10 protein-coding genes and 2 pseudogenes are annotated in these 12,505 nt (G+C 58.4%); 7 read left to right on the top strand and 5 right to left on the bottom strand.

The window, feature by feature from the left end; genetic code table 11:
- Window positions 1–174: 174 nt before the first annotated feature.
- The gene (locus tag BEN49_RS27235) at window positions 175–1,080 is read right to left on the bottom strand and encodes a hypothetical protein (protein WP_125917091.1); all 906 of its coding nucleotides are present in this window, start codon (window positions 1,078–1,080) and stop codon (window positions 175–177) included.
- A 202-nt stretch (window positions 1,081–1,282) separates the two neighbouring features.
- Here BEN49_RS27235 and clpB point away from each other — a divergent pair.
- Window positions 1,283–3,894 (top strand): annotated as a pseudogene (gene clpB, locus BEN49_RS21330) (ATP-dependent chaperone ClpB).
- 60 nt (window positions 3,895–3,954) lie between these two features.
- Here the strand turns inward: clpB and BEN49_RS27230 are convergent.
- Window positions 3,955–4,620: a hypothetical protein gene (locus BEN49_RS27230; RefSeq protein ID WP_125917089.1), complete on the bottom strand. Its 666-nt coding sequence runs from the start codon at window positions 4,618–4,620 to the stop codon at window positions 3,955–3,957.
- Window positions 4,621–4,868: 248 nt separating this feature from the next.
- Between BEN49_RS27230 and BEN49_RS21320 the strand changes: the two genes are divergently transcribed.
- From BEN49_RS21320 to BEN49_RS21310, 3 genes are all read left to right on the top strand, one after another.
- On the top strand, window positions 4,869–5,183 hold the full coding sequence (locus BEN49_RS21320) for a nucleotidyltransferase family protein (RefSeq protein WP_070746438.1): 315 nt from the start codon (window positions 4,869–4,871) through the stop codon (window positions 5,181–5,183).
- Window positions 5,164–5,520 (top strand): HepT-like ribonuclease domain-containing protein, encoded by a 357-nt coding sequence (locus BEN49_RS21315; protein WP_070746430.1) that lies wholly within the window; start codon window positions 5,164–5,166, stop codon window positions 5,518–5,520. The genes BEN49_RS21320 and BEN49_RS21315 overlap by 20 nt, the downstream gene beginning before the upstream one ends.
- Window positions 5,521–5,583: 63 nt before the next feature.
- Window positions 5,584–6,918: a flavin monoamine oxidase family protein gene (locus BEN49_RS21310; RefSeq protein ID WP_070746429.1), complete on the top strand. Its 1,335-nt coding sequence runs from the start codon at window positions 5,584–5,586 to the stop codon at window positions 6,916–6,918.
- A gap of 185 nt (window positions 6,919–7,103) precedes the next feature.
- Here the strand turns inward: BEN49_RS21310 and BEN49_RS21305 are convergent, their stop codons facing one another.
- From BEN49_RS21305 to BEN49_RS21295, 3 genes are all read right to left on the bottom strand, one after another.
- Window positions 7,104–7,952 (bottom strand): class I SAM-dependent methyltransferase, encoded by an 849-nt coding sequence (locus BEN49_RS21305; RefSeq protein WP_070746428.1) that lies wholly within the window; start codon window positions 7,950–7,952, stop codon window positions 7,104–7,106.
- 221 nt (window positions 7,953–8,173) lie between these two features.
- Window positions 8,174–8,746, bottom strand: coding sequence for a hypothetical protein (locus BEN49_RS21300; RefSeq protein ID WP_125917087.1), 573 nt, complete (start codon window positions 8,744–8,746; stop codon window positions 8,174–8,176).
- A 7-nt stretch (window positions 8,747–8,753) separates the two neighbouring features.
- Window positions 8,754–9,143: a hypothetical protein gene (locus BEN49_RS21295; protein ID WP_070746426.1), complete on the bottom strand. Its 390-nt coding sequence runs from the start codon at window positions 9,141–9,143 to the stop codon at window positions 8,754–8,756.
- 240 nt (window positions 9,144–9,383) lie between these two features.
- On the opposite strand from BEN49_RS21295, the pseudogene BEN49_RS30255 reads away from it, so the two are divergent.
- The 3 genes and pseudogenes from BEN49_RS30255 to BEN49_RS21285 all read left to right on the top strand — a co-directional run.
- Window positions 9,384–9,602: pseudogene (locus BEN49_RS30255) on the top strand (HupE/UreJ family protein); the annotation flags it as partial.
- A 101-nt stretch (window positions 9,603–9,703) separates the two neighbouring features.
- Window positions 9,704–9,997 carry a HupE/UreJ family protein gene (locus BEN49_RS30250; protein WP_262490234.1) on the top strand — a complete coding sequence of 98 codons (294 nt, stop codon included), beginning with the start codon at window positions 9,704–9,706 and terminating at the stop codon, window positions 9,995–9,997.
- Window positions 9,998–10,108: 111 nt separating this feature from the next.
- Entirely contained in the window at window positions 10,109–12,460 is a 2,352-nt protein-coding gene (locus BEN49_RS21285; protein ID WP_070746437.1) for a M1 family metallopeptidase, read from the top strand.
- Window positions 12,461–12,505: the final 45 nt, after the last annotated feature.

Raw genomic sequence — 12,505 nt, 5'->3', positions numbered from 1 at the left:
ACGTGATGAAAACCGCCACCGACTGGATAACCGAACAAGACGCGAAAAATTGGTTTGACCATTGCGGCTATCATGTACAGTAACCTGAGAACTGCTCTAACTATACTCAATTACTCAGCGTGAGCCTTGCGCCGCGTAGATGTTGCCGCATTAGTTGGATGGAAATCGTAATAGTTAAACCCAACCGAAATAAGCCCAAGGATAGATAGTGCGTCGGCCTTTGAGCCGGGGTTTAATTGCCGATACTTCTTTTCTAAAGCCAAGTATTTGGTATAGACAAGCTAGGTAGTTGCAGGTATAAATGGCCAGTAAAGAATTGCCACTTGGAACTGTATTAGCGGCTAAGGCCTCTTTAATGAGTTGACCATGTAGTTTCTGGAATTTTGAGTTAGCTGTTAATGAAAAGCTGTAGAATAGGTCGCTATATACTTCTACTAAGTACATCAGTTGTAACAAGTTTTTGAGTTCGGCATCCACAACTTGATTTACAAAGCTTGCCATTATTTCAAGGTTACCCAGCCACTTGGGAGATGTAACTTTAAAGTAATTGAGGTGAGCCAGCAAATGATTCGGAATCAATTGTATTGCGGTTGAATAGGCTGACTGAGCTGCTTCGGTGTCACTGAAACCCATGTAAACCCGCACCAATCTGGCGCATGATTCCGCTTCCAATATTGGGCTGCTGAAATCGTACGAAAAATCTTGGCTCGACTTCTCTAAATAAAATATAAAACCGTCAACTTGCTTTCCAGTTAAAGAATTTCCAACATTAGCGCCCCGCAGTTTCCACGCAAGGTATAGATTATGTGCGCCAGATATTAGTTGCTTTACTTCAGATTTCTCAGTTGAGAAATAATTTTTGAGAGCTCTCTCGTATCTGTCCGTCAAACAGATTCCGTCCAGCAATCGGGTCAAATCCTCACTATTAAGAGAGTAAATTATATTCTCAAATGCGGCCCATTGCCCGGCTTGAAGCATGTTTTCTATGCCTAGGTGCCTAATTAGGCCATAAGAATAATCTGGGTAACTCTTCGTGAACAGTCCAGAGCCAGTTGAAATTAATTTGTCTAAAAGGCACATGGGTTTATAGAATTAAAAATATCGAATCAAAGTGTCTTGTGTCAAGGTCCTTGAGGGCTAAAATTATGGCAAACTGTCTCATTTATGCCCCATGTAGCCTTGATTTATAGTCAAAAAGTCCGAAAAAGCCTTCTCGCACCTGCTTTGCTATGCTTCTCGTACGAACTTCCTCACCCGAAGCACTTACTAGAACCTAGCACCCATGGACTTTAAGAACTTCACCATCAAGGCACAGGAGGCCGTGCAGAAGGCCACCGAACTTGCCGGGGCCAACCAGCAGCAGGCCATCGAAACGGGCCATTTGCTGAAGGCCCTGCTCCAGAACGACGAGAACACCCTGGCGTTTCTGGGCAAGAAACTGGGCGCCAACATGGCCAACCTCGGCCAGCGCCTCGACGCCATTGTGGCTGCCTACCCCAAAGTGAGCGGTGGCTCGCCCTACCTCGCCAACGACGCGGCCAACGCCGTGCAGCGCGCCAACACCCAAATGAAGGAGATGGGCGACGAGTTCGTCTCCGTCGAGCACCTGCTGCTGGGCATCCTCGGCGGCAAAGACAGCGCCGCGAACCTGCTCAAAGACAACGGCTTCAGCGAGAAACACCTGAAAGCCGCTATCCAGGAGCTGCGCGGGGGCCGCAACGTCACGAGCCAAACCGCCGAAGAGCAGTACCAGAGCCTGAACCGCTACGCCGTCAACCTGAACGAGCGGGTGCGCCAGGGCAAAATGGACCCCGTGATTGGGCGCGACGAGGAAATCCGCCGCGTGCTCCAAATTCTGTCGCGCCGCACCAAGAACAACCCTGTGCTGCTGGGCGAGCCGGCGTGGGCAAAACCGCCATTGCCGAGGGCCTGGCCCAGCGCATCGTGGCCGGCGACGTGCCCGAAAACTTGAAAGACAAAACCCTGATGAGCCTCGACCTGGGCCTGCTCGTGGCCGGGGCCAAGTACAAAGGCGAATTTGAAGAGCGCCTCAAGGCCGTTATCAAGGAGGTGACCGACTCGGAGGGGCAAATCCTGCTCTTCATCGACGAGATTCACACCCTGATTGGGGCCGGTGGGGGCGGCGAGGGCGCCATGGACGCGGCCAACCTGCTCAAGCCCGCCCTGGCCCGCGGCGAGTTGCACGCCATCGGCGCCACCACGCTCAAGGAATACCAGAAGTACATCGAGAAGGACAAGGCCCTAGAGCGCCGCTTCCAGGCCGTAATGGTGGACGAGCCCAGCCAGCCCGACGCCATCAGCATCCTGCGCGGCATCAAGGAGAAGTACGAGCTGCACCACGGCGTGCGCATCACCGACGACGCCGTGATTGCGGCCGTGGAGCTGAGCAGCCGCTACATTACCGACCGCTTCCTGCCCGACAAGGCCATCGACCTGATGGACGAAGCCGCCGCCAAGCTGCGCATCGAAATGAACTCCATGCCCGAGGAGCTCGACGAAGTGCAGCGCCGCATCATGCAGCTTGAAATTGAGCGCGAAGCCATGCGCCGCGAAGACAACCACGACCGCGAGGCCGTGCTGAGCAAGGACTTGTCGGAGTTGAACGAGCAGCGCGATTCGCTGAAGGCCAAGTGGGAAGGTGAGAAATCTGTCCTCACCGGCATCCAAACCGAAAAAGAGAACATCGAGCGCTTCAAGAACGAAGCCGAGCAGGCCGAGCGCCAGGGCGACTACGGCCGCGTGGCCGAGCTGCGCTACGGCAAAATCCAGGAGGCCGAGCAGAAGCTTAAAACCCTGCAGGACGAAGCCAACGCCACCCAAGACAGCGGCGGCGGGATGTTGCAAGAAGTAGTGACCAGCGAGGACATTGCCGAAGTAGTGGCCAAGTGGACCGGCATCCCGGTGAACAAAATGCTGCAATCGGACCGCGACAAGCTGCTCAACCTCGAAGCCGAGCTGGGCCGCCGCGTGGCCGGCCAGAGCGAAGCTATTGCCGCCATCTCGGATGCTGTGCGTCGCTCGCGCGCCGGCCTGCAAGACCCCAAGCGGCCGATAGGCTCTTTCATCTTCCTGGGCACCACCGGCGTGGGCAAAACCGAGCTGGCCAAGGCCCTGGCCGAGTACTTGTTCAACGACGAAAACGCCATGGTGCGCATCGACATGAGCGAGTACCAGGAGCGCCACGCCACCTCGCGCCTCATCGGGGCCCCTCCCGGCTACGTGGGCTACGACGAAGGCGGCCAGCTCACGGAGGCCGTGCGCCGCAAGCCCTACTCGGTGGTGCTGCTCGACGAGATTGAGAAGGCGCACCCCGACGTGTTCAACATCCTGCTGCAAGTGCTCGACGACGGCCGCCTCACCGACAACAAAGGCCGGGTGGCGAACTTCAAGAACACCATCATCATCATGACCTCGAACACGGGAGCCGACATCATTCAGAAGAACTTCAAGGAGCTGAATGAGTACAACCACGAGGAAGTGGTGGACCGTACCCGCGACGAAGTAGTGGAGCGCCTGCGCCAGCACATGCGCCCCGAGTTCCTGAACCGCATCGACGAAATCGTGATGTTCCAGCCGCTCAAGCGCAAGGAAATCCGCAAGATTGTCGACATCCAGTTCAAGCAGATTCAGCAGCGCCTGCACGAGGCCGGCATCCAGCTCGAAGCCACCGACGAGGTGCTCGACTACCTCGGCGAGCAGGGCTTCGACCCGCAGTTTGGGGCCCGGCCGCTGAAGCGTGTGCTCCAGCGCGTGATCCTCAACGAGCTGAGCAAGGAGATACTCTCCGGCAAAGTGAGCAAGGACGCCGTGGTAGAAGCCGTGCTGGAAGATGGCGCGGTGAAGTTCGAGAACGTGGAAATTCCGGCGGTTTAATTCGCTGAGTTTTAAAATGGGAAAGCCCCGCTGGCGTGAAGTCGGCGGGGCTTTTTAATGTTAGATTAAACGCTGTTCAATTAGAGCAAGTCTTACGGCTTCATATTTTTCTTTAAGTACCTTTGGTAGTTCTTGTCCGCAGCAATACTTCATCTTTTCCTGTCTCAACTTATCAAATTGAACTTTTAAATCACTGCGATGTGAAATGAACAGTTCTTGAATTTCAATTAGAATATTTGCAAGATTTTGGGATAAGTAGTAAACAGTAACATGGGCTATGTTATACTCATTTCTTTTATCAAGCTCCTGTAATTGAATTTTCAACTCTCCGATTATGCTATAAAAGCTGTAAATCAAATTTATAGCATCTGATGAAAGATAAAGCATGTTGTTTGCAATATCATCATGGCATTTGCTGACTGATACATCAAATTTTGATAACGCATTTGTAATGCAAGAAGTATCAACGCATGTTCCTGATAGGGAAACATGTAATTGCTGAACGTCAAATAATATCTTTGAAAGCGAGGAATATACGCGCTTCTCTTGTTCTCTAATATCATCTTTGGTTTTGAACCTCAAATCGATATATTTTTCAAGCTCTTTAAGCTTCCTATTGTGCTTGTTTGTTAACCAGAGTATAGCTACAGGTAATAGTACACTTGTGAAAAGGACAGTTGATAGGCCTGGATTCTGTTGAATTATCAGTTTGATAATTTCTTTCATATTGATTGCAAGAAGTTAGGTATAGAGAACTTAACAGCAATAAGATATAATGAAAAATGCGGTTTTGCTTAGGCTACGAAGTTTTTTTAAGAGACACTGCTGCTACCCGCGTGGCGGTCGAGGCGCAGGGGCTAGAAATAAGTAAGCTGTATGAAGCCCAAGTATCTCCCGCCACACTCCGGCACGGCGGGGCCGGGGGTGTGGATCGACCCTCCGTTATCTTTACGCACGCTCAACCGCACACTTCCATGCAACCTGTCCAGACCAAAGCCGAAGTAGTGGAACGCCTGCGCCAACAACAGGCGCAACTGCGGGCGCTGGGCGTGGCCCAGTTAGGGCTGTTCGGTTCGTTTGTGCGCGATGAGGCGGGGCCCCATAGCGACATAGACTTGCTGGTTGATTTTGCGCCGGGCCGCAAGACATTCAACGGTTTTTTTGAAATAGTTGACTTTTTGGAGGCGTTACTGGGGCGTGAGGTGGAATTGCTTACGCGGCCCGGACTGTCGCCCTACGTCGGGCCGCATATTTTAACGACTACCGAGTATGTCCTTACCGCCGCTTGAGCGATTGCTGCACATCCGCGACGAAATACAGTTTTTGCAGCGGTGCCAGCAGAGACTACCCGATTTAGCAGCACTGGTAGCCGACGAGGTAATGTGCCGTGCCGTCGTCAAGAGCATTGAGATTATTGGCGAAGCGACCAAGAGCCTTCCGGTTGAGTGGCGCGAATCTTACCCCGAAATACCGTGGCGCAACATTGCCCGGATGCGCGATAAGCTGACGCATCATTATTTCGATACCGATTTTGAGTTTGTTTGGCTAGTGATGCAAACGCAAATCGACCCGCTGGACAAAACCGTAGCGCGAATGCTACAAGAATTACCCGGCACTCTGAACTAACCTGTTGTTCAAACAAAAAGCCCCGTTGGCGCTTGCTAGCGGGGCTTTTTCTTGCGTATTACTATGATTAACAACAGCAATAATTATTCTGCCGATGTGCTGATTATTGGGGCCGGGGCGGCGGGCCTGCTCGCGGCCCGGGAGCTGGCCCGGGCCGGCCGGCGCGTGTGCATCGTGGAGGCCCAGGACCGGATTGGCGGGCGCGTGCACACGCTGGGGGCCCCTGGCTTCACCCGCGCCATCGAGGCTGGGGCGGAATTTATGCACGGGGAAGTGCCGCTCACCAGGGCCCTGATGGCCGAAGCGGGCATCACGTGGGAGGAAGCCGATGGCGAATTGTACCTGGTGCAAGGTGGCCAGCTGCAGGCCCAGGCCAACTACTTTGCGTTGCTGCCCCCGCTGCTGGAGAAACTCCAGACCCTGGCCCACGATATGCCGCTGGCTGACTTCCTCACCCGCGAATTTTCGGGCCCCGAGCACGCCGCGCTGCGCACCTTCGCCACGCAGTTTGCCGAAGGCTACGACGCGGCCGATCCGCACCGCGTGAGCGCCTGGGCCATGCGCGACGAGTGGTCGGCGGGCGGGGCCCAGGGCTCGTTGCGGCCGTTGGGGGGCTACGGGCCGCTTCTGCACGGGCTGGCGGTGCAAGCGCAGGCGGCGGGGGGCCTGCTGCACCTGGCGGCGCCGGTGCGGGAAATCCGGTGGCAGCCCGGGCAAGTTGAGGCCGTGACGGAAGCCGGCGCCACCTACCGCGCCCAGCAGATGCTGTGCACCGTGCCGCTGGGGGTGTGGCAGCGGGGCCCCCAGCAAGCCGGCTACCTCGGCTTTGTGCCGGAAGTGGCCGCGCACCGGGCTGCCGCGGCGCAGCTGGGCTTTGGCTCGGTTATCAAAATCGTGCTCGAATTCCGCACCGATTTCTGGGACGACCGGCTGCCAGAGTTGGAGTTTCTGCTGTCCGACGCACCGGTACCTACCTGGTGGAGCCAGCTGCCCGCCGCCACGCCCCAGCTCACCGGCTGGCTGGCGGGGCCCGCGGCGCAGCGGCTAGCCGGGGCCCCCGACGAAGAAGTGCTGCAACTCGCCCTGGCGTCGCTGGCTCCGTTGCTGGCCGTGTCGCCCGAGGCCTTGCAAGCGCAACTCTGCGCCAGCTACGTGCGCAACTGGGGCCGCGAGGCCTACGCTTACGGGGCGTATTCATACGCCACGGTGGGCGCCGGGGCAGCGCAAGCAGCGTTGGCGGCGCCGATAGCCGATACGCTGTTTTTTGCTGGTGAGGGCACCTACAGCGGCCCATTTGCCGGCACCGTGGAGGCGGCGCTCGTCAGTGGTCAGGATGCCGCCCGCGCCTTGCTGGCCTGGCCAGTATCCGCCGCCGCGCCCGGCAGCTCAGTCGCGTAATCTCTGCGGCTGGTAGGGCCCTGGGGCGAGCTGGTTGAAACCGCTGGCGCTTGGGGGCCCTATCGAAACCAAATCGATGCAACTCTTACTGTTTGGTAATGTGCCAACGTACTTCGACTCCGGGGTAGATGCAGTATTGCCGTGCTCCCTGCCAGTTGCATTGCAATGGCGCTAGCCGAGCGTGGCTACCCTTTCTCCGCCGAAAGCACCAGTGAAGCAAATTGCAGACGAATTTCCCCGTCGACCCTGTTCTGCTCCAGCGACGCAAACACTGATTTTTTGATGGCTGCCCGCGTGGCTTCGTCCGCTTGGCTCATGGCGGCCACTACGGGCGCGGCCACCTCCGTCATGTTTTGCCAGTATTCTTCCGGCGTCGCAAAACCAACGATGCTCACCACCTCTTTTTGGTGGACATTCTCAAAACCAGCGGCTTGCAACAGGCCAATCAGCATGCCGGGCTGCGCGCAACGGAACATGCCGGGGGCCCCGGGTGGTGGGGCTGGTAGGGCCATGTGCGCGGCAATGGCGCCCATCATCGTGGTTATCCAGGGGTTTTGGGCGGGGGTGGCCCACACGCAGGTGGCCAGCCGGCCGCAGGGCTTCAGCACCCGGTGCATTTCCTGCGCCGCCAGCAGCATGTCGGGAAAAAACATGAAGCCCATGCGGCAGCTGATGGCATCGAAACGGTGGTTTTCGAAAGGCGATTCGCACACGTCGCCCGCCACCGCTTCGTAGTTGGCAATGCCCTGCCGCGTGGCATTTTCCCGGGCCACGGCCAGCATGCCTTCCGATAAGTCGAAGCCAATGACGTGGCCGTGGTTGGCCAGGCGGGCCAGGGTCAGGCCGGGCTCGCCGGTGCCGGTGGCCACGTCCAGCACCTGGTCGCTGGCCGTGATGTGGAGGGCGCTAACAATCTCGTACCCCATAGGGCGAAGAAAATTCATGGTCCAGCTGTCCCACTTTTTCCAGCCGGGCGAAAACCTGTCCCACGTCTGCTTTTGCTGTTCGCGGATTTGCTCAAGGGCAGTTTCCATAGTGGCGGGGGGTGGAGGGTGGGAAAATGCGAGTTGCTCCGGGGCCCTGCCGCTGGGCCTAGTGGAAGAGGAGTAGAATAAATATAGTATATAAAATTGTTTATGAAATGAATGCACGCCGTCGTTACGCAGGTTTTTCATCCCGCGCAACGCCGGCGTGCGGTGCAAGAACAGCCAGGACCACTGCCTGCCAAGCCAGCTATTGGCTACTTCATTTTTCCTTATTGGGCCGTCATTTTCTCGCGTGCCATCTGCTGGTTCAGTGCTTCGCGGAGATAGGCGGCGTCGGCAAAGTGCCGGGGCTTGAGCAGGCGGCGGTATTTGGCGGGCACGGGCTGGCCGGCGTAATAGGCTCGGTCCACAGCTAGCAAATGGTTCTTGTTGAACTTGTTGGCGTGAGCCACGAAGCCCGCCACCGTGGCCGCCAGGATGGTGATGCCCAGGGGCGGCGAAATGGCTTCGCTGGCCACGTGCCGCTGCCCGTAGGTATCAGTGGTGGCAATGGGCAGCGCCAGCGAGGCCCCCACCGCGTAGGGAATCAAGAACAAATAGCCCGCCGTGCGGCGCTTGCGAAACAGCGACAGCAGGGCCCCCGTGGTGTCGGCGCCGCTGGTGGCCGTGGCCCGGTAGCGCGGCAAGTACCAGTTGTTGAACACCAACACGGCCCCCGAATCGGCGGGTGCGGCGCCCAATGCGGGCGACGGGGTAGGTGCGCTGGCCGCGCCCGACTGGGCAAAGGCCACCGAACTGCCGAGCAATAGTAGCGCCAGCAGCAATTGGAGAGAGAAGCGCATAGCAGGGCTAGCTGGCGGCCTTCACGGGCACGGCTTTGTATTCGATAATGGGCTGGTTGAAGAAGCGGGGCTTGAGCTTGCGCCGCAGCGACCGAGACAGGGGTTGGCCGGCGCCGTAGGCCGTGAGGGTTTTTTCGAGGCGGCCGTTGCTGAAACGCAGTATTTTAGACAAGCCGTAGCCCAGGATGGGCGCCGTGATCAGGAACACCGCGCCCATGTCGGGGCCCTCGCGTTGCACCGCGTAGCCGCCGTAGTTGGTGGTAGTGCCGCCGGCCGTGGCAATGCGCACCGCCGACAGGGCCCCTGCCGTCATCCAGCCGACGCCCCCGCCCTGGCGGCGGCCATACAAATTGATGATGGCCTGCGCCGTGTCGTTGTGCAGGTATTCGCTTCGCAAACGCTGCTTAAGCCCTTTCGTGTCGTTTTCGAGGCCTTGAGCAGTCCCCCTGAAACCGAACAGTCCAACCAATAATCCGATAAGTAAAATTTTGTGCATTGGGATATAAAAAGAGGAAAAAAATAAGAGCGCAATATAGCAGGTTACTAATTGAATAGCGTACTCATTTACACTCTACCGCAGTAATTTGGCTGAAGTCTGGCAGGCGCCCCAAGCAAGCTGGTTCGGTAGTTTTGCCGGATGGGCTCCGTTTTCCAAACCTACCTGCACCTGGGGTTTCTGCACATCTGCAACCCGCGCGCCACCGACCACCTCACGTTTTTGCTGGCCCTGTGCGCGCCCTACGTGCTGGCCGACTGGCGCCGGGTGCTGGCGCTGGTCACGAGCTTCACCGTGGGGCACTCGCTCACGCTGGCGCTGGCCACCCTGCGCCTCGTCACGTTTCCGCCAGCCATCATCGAGGCCCTGATTCCAGTCACCATCATGGCCACGGCCGTTTTCAACCTCGTGCGGGTGGGCCCCCGGGCCGGCCAGCCCCCGCAAACCGGTTCTTGGGGCCCATGTTGTGGGCCGCACCCAACGCCCTGGCCGCCGCGTTCGGCCTCATCCATGGGCTGGGGTTTTCCAACTACTTGCGCGAGTTGCTGGGCCAGCAGAGCCGGCCGGTGCTGGAGCTGCTGGCCTTCAACGTGGGCGTGGAACTGGGGCAGGTGCTGATTGTGAGCGTGATCCTGGCGCTGGGGGCCCTGTTGCTGCGCGGCTTCGGCGTGGCCCGGCGCGACTGGGTGCTGGCCGTGAGCGGCGCGGCGCTGGGTGTGGCGGCGCTGCTGCTGCTGCAACAGAAATATGCTTGAGGCAAGAAATAATTCTCTGCTGCCGAGGGCCCTGCAACTTAGCGGCGTAATTTGCTGCCTTTATTGGTCTTGAAGGCTTTGGTCCTTTTTCTGAAACCCATTCCCCGGTTTATGCCCCGTTTTTCCTCCTTGAAAGCCGCGTTGGCGCTGCTGCTGGCCGCTCCGGCCGCTTATGCGCAAAACACCAACTCTGGCACCGACAAGTTCGCGCAGCTCGAAACCATGCTGCCTACGGCCAACAGCTACCGCACCGCCAGCGGGGCCCCGGGGCCCCAGTACTGGCAGCAGCGCGCCGACTACACCATCGCCGTGACGCTCGACGATGCCAAGCAGGCCATCACGGGCCGCGAAACCATCACCTACACCAACCTCTCGCCCGACACGCTGCCCTACCTGTGGGTGCAGCTCGACCAAAACCTGTTCGACAAAAACTCCATCACCACCGCCACGCAAGTGGCCGCGCTCGACGCGCGGGTGCCGTTCCAGGCGGTGGACAATATGTTGCAGCGCGAATTCGACGGCGGTTTCAAGATTGAGGCCGTGACTTCGACCGACGGCAAGGCGCTGGTCCACGTCATCAACCACACCATGATGCGTGTGGACTTGCCCCGGGCGCTGGGGCCCAAGCAGTCGGTGTCGTTCAAAATCAACTGGCGCTACAACATCAACGACCAGCTGAAAATCAACGGCCGCAGCGGCTACGAATTCTTCCCAAAAGACAAGAATTACCTGTACGAAATCGCGCAGTTTTACCCCCGCATGGCCGTATACTCGGACTTCCAGGGCTGGCAGAACAAGCAGTTTTTGGGCAATGGCGAGTTTGCCCTGCCCTTTGGTGACTACCGCGTGAGCATCACGGCCCCGGCCGACCACGTGGTGGGCGCCACCGGTACGCTGCAAAATGCCGCCCAGGTGCTCACCGGCACCCAGCAGGCGCGCCTGCGCCAGGCCGTAGGGGCCCGGAAGCCGGTGCTCATCGTGAGCCAGGACGAGGCCGTGAAGAGCGAAGGCGGCCAGCCCAAGGGCACCAAAACCTGGACTTTCGCCGCCAAAAATGTGCGCGACTTCGCTTGGTGCAGCTCGCGCAAGTTCATCTGGGACGCGATGGGCATCAAGCAGGACGGCAAGCCGGTAATGTGCATGAGCTACTACCCCAAGGAGGGTAATCCGCTGTGGGGCAAGTACTCTACGGAAGTAGTGGCCCACACCATCAAAACGTATTCGAAGTTCACCATCCCGTACCAATACCCGGTGGCCATCTCGGTGCACGGCCCGGTGGGCGGCATGGAGTACCCCATGCTGTGCTTCAACGGCGGCCGGCCCGAAGCCGACGGCACCTACTCGGCCGACCGAAAGTACGGGATGATTTCGGTGATCATCCACGAAGTGGGCCACAACTTCTTCCCGATGATTGTGAACTCCGACGAGCGCCAGTGGACGTGGATGGACGAGGGCCTGAACACCTTTGTGCAGTACCTGACGGAGCAGGAGTGGGAGCGCAACTACCCCTCGCGCCGCGGCGAGCCGAAGGACATCGTGGCCTACATGCGCACTGACAAGAGCCTGCAAACCCCGATCATGACCAACTCGGAATCGGTGCTCCAGTTCGGCAACAACGCCTACGGCAAGCCCGCCACGGCCCTGAACGTGCTGCGCGAAACGGTGATGGGCCGCGAGCTATTCGACTACGCATTCAAAACCTACGCCCAACGCTGGGCCTACAAGCACCCCACGCCGGCCGATTTCTTCCGCACGATGGAAGACGCCTCGGCCGTGGACCTCGATTGGTTCTGGCGCGGTTGGTTCTACACCACCGACCGCTGCGACCTGAGCATCGACGCGGTGAAGTACTACAACGTGAACACCAAGGACCCGAGTGTGGAGAACACCCGCCTGCAGAAGCTGCAAGCCGCCCAGCCGCAAACCCTGTCGCAGCAGCGCAACGCCCAGGACATCAAGCAGACGGTAGTAGATGTAAAGCCTGACCTCAAGGACTTTTATAACAGCTACGATCCGCTGGCCGTGACCGACGCCGACCGCACCCGCTACACCGCCTATACCAAGAATCTGACCCCCGCCCAGCAGCAACGCCTGCAGGACAACACCAACTTCTACGAGCTGAGCCTGCACAACGTGGGCGGCCTTGTAATGCCGGTGATTCTGCAGTTGACCTACGCCGACGGCAGCCAGGAAATCCAGAACATCCCGGTGGAGTTGTGGCGCAAAAACAACGAGCAGGTGACCAAAGTCGTCACCACGAGCAAGCCGGTAGTGAGCTTCGTGCTTGACCCCTACCTGCAAACGGCCGACACCGACCTGAGCAACAACGCCTACCCGCGCCAGCCCGTGGCCTCGCGCTTCGAGCTGTTCCAGCAGTCGTTCCCGGCCCAGCCCAACCCCATGCAGCTGCAAACCGTCCAAAGCTCCACGCAAAAAGCCGAGGATAAGCCGCTGAACAAATAAGTCGCGGCAGCTACGGGTAAAATGAAAAGAGCGGCTCCTGGGAGC

Origin of the sequence: Hymenobacter coccineus (assembly GCF_001816125.1) — a bacterium.
Lineage (GTDB): Bacteria > Bacteroidota > Bacteroidia > Cytophagales > Hymenobacteraceae > Hymenobacter > Hymenobacter coccineus.
Note: the sequence above shows the minus strand (reverse complement) of the source record. Positions and strands in the feature narration are given on the sequence as shown.

What these genes read in the sequence shown, in the direction of transcription:
- BEN49_RS27235 (WP_125917091.1), bottom strand. Translation starts at nt 1,080, where the DNA reads ATGTGCCTTTTAGACAAATTAATTTCAACTGGCTCTGGACTGTTCACG.
- BEN49_RS27230 (WP_125917089.1), bottom strand. Translation starts at nt 4,620, where the DNA reads ATGAAAGAAATTATCAAACTGATAATTCAACAGAATCCAGGCCTATCA.
- BEN49_RS21320 (WP_070746438.1), top strand. Translation starts at nt 4,869, where the DNA reads ATGCAACCTGTCCAGACCAAAGCCGAAGTAGTGGAACGCCTGCGCCAA.
- BEN49_RS21315 (WP_070746430.1), top strand. Translation starts at nt 5,164, where the DNA reads ATGTCCTTACCGCCGCTTGAGCGATTGCTGCACATCCGCGACGAAATA.
- BEN49_RS21310 (WP_070746429.1), top strand. Translation starts at nt 5,584, where the DNA reads ATGATTAACAACAGCAATAATTATTCTGCCGATGTGCTGATTATTGGG.
- BEN49_RS21305 (WP_070746428.1), bottom strand. Translation starts at nt 7,952, where the DNA reads ATGGAAACTGCCCTTGAGCAAATCCGCGAACAGCAAAAGCAGACGTGG.
- BEN49_RS21300 (WP_125917087.1), bottom strand. Translation starts at nt 8,746, where the DNA reads ATGCGCTTCTCTCTCCAATTGCTGCTGGCGCTACTATTGCTCGGCAGT.
- BEN49_RS30250 (WP_262490234.1), top strand. Translation starts at nt 9,704, where the DNA reads ATGTTGTGGGCCGCACCCAACGCCCTGGCCGCCGCGTTCGGCCTCATC.
- BEN49_RS21285 (WP_070746437.1), top strand. Translation starts at nt 10,109, where the DNA reads ATGCCCCGTTTTTCCTCCTTGAAAGCCGCGTTGGCGCTGCTGCTGGCC.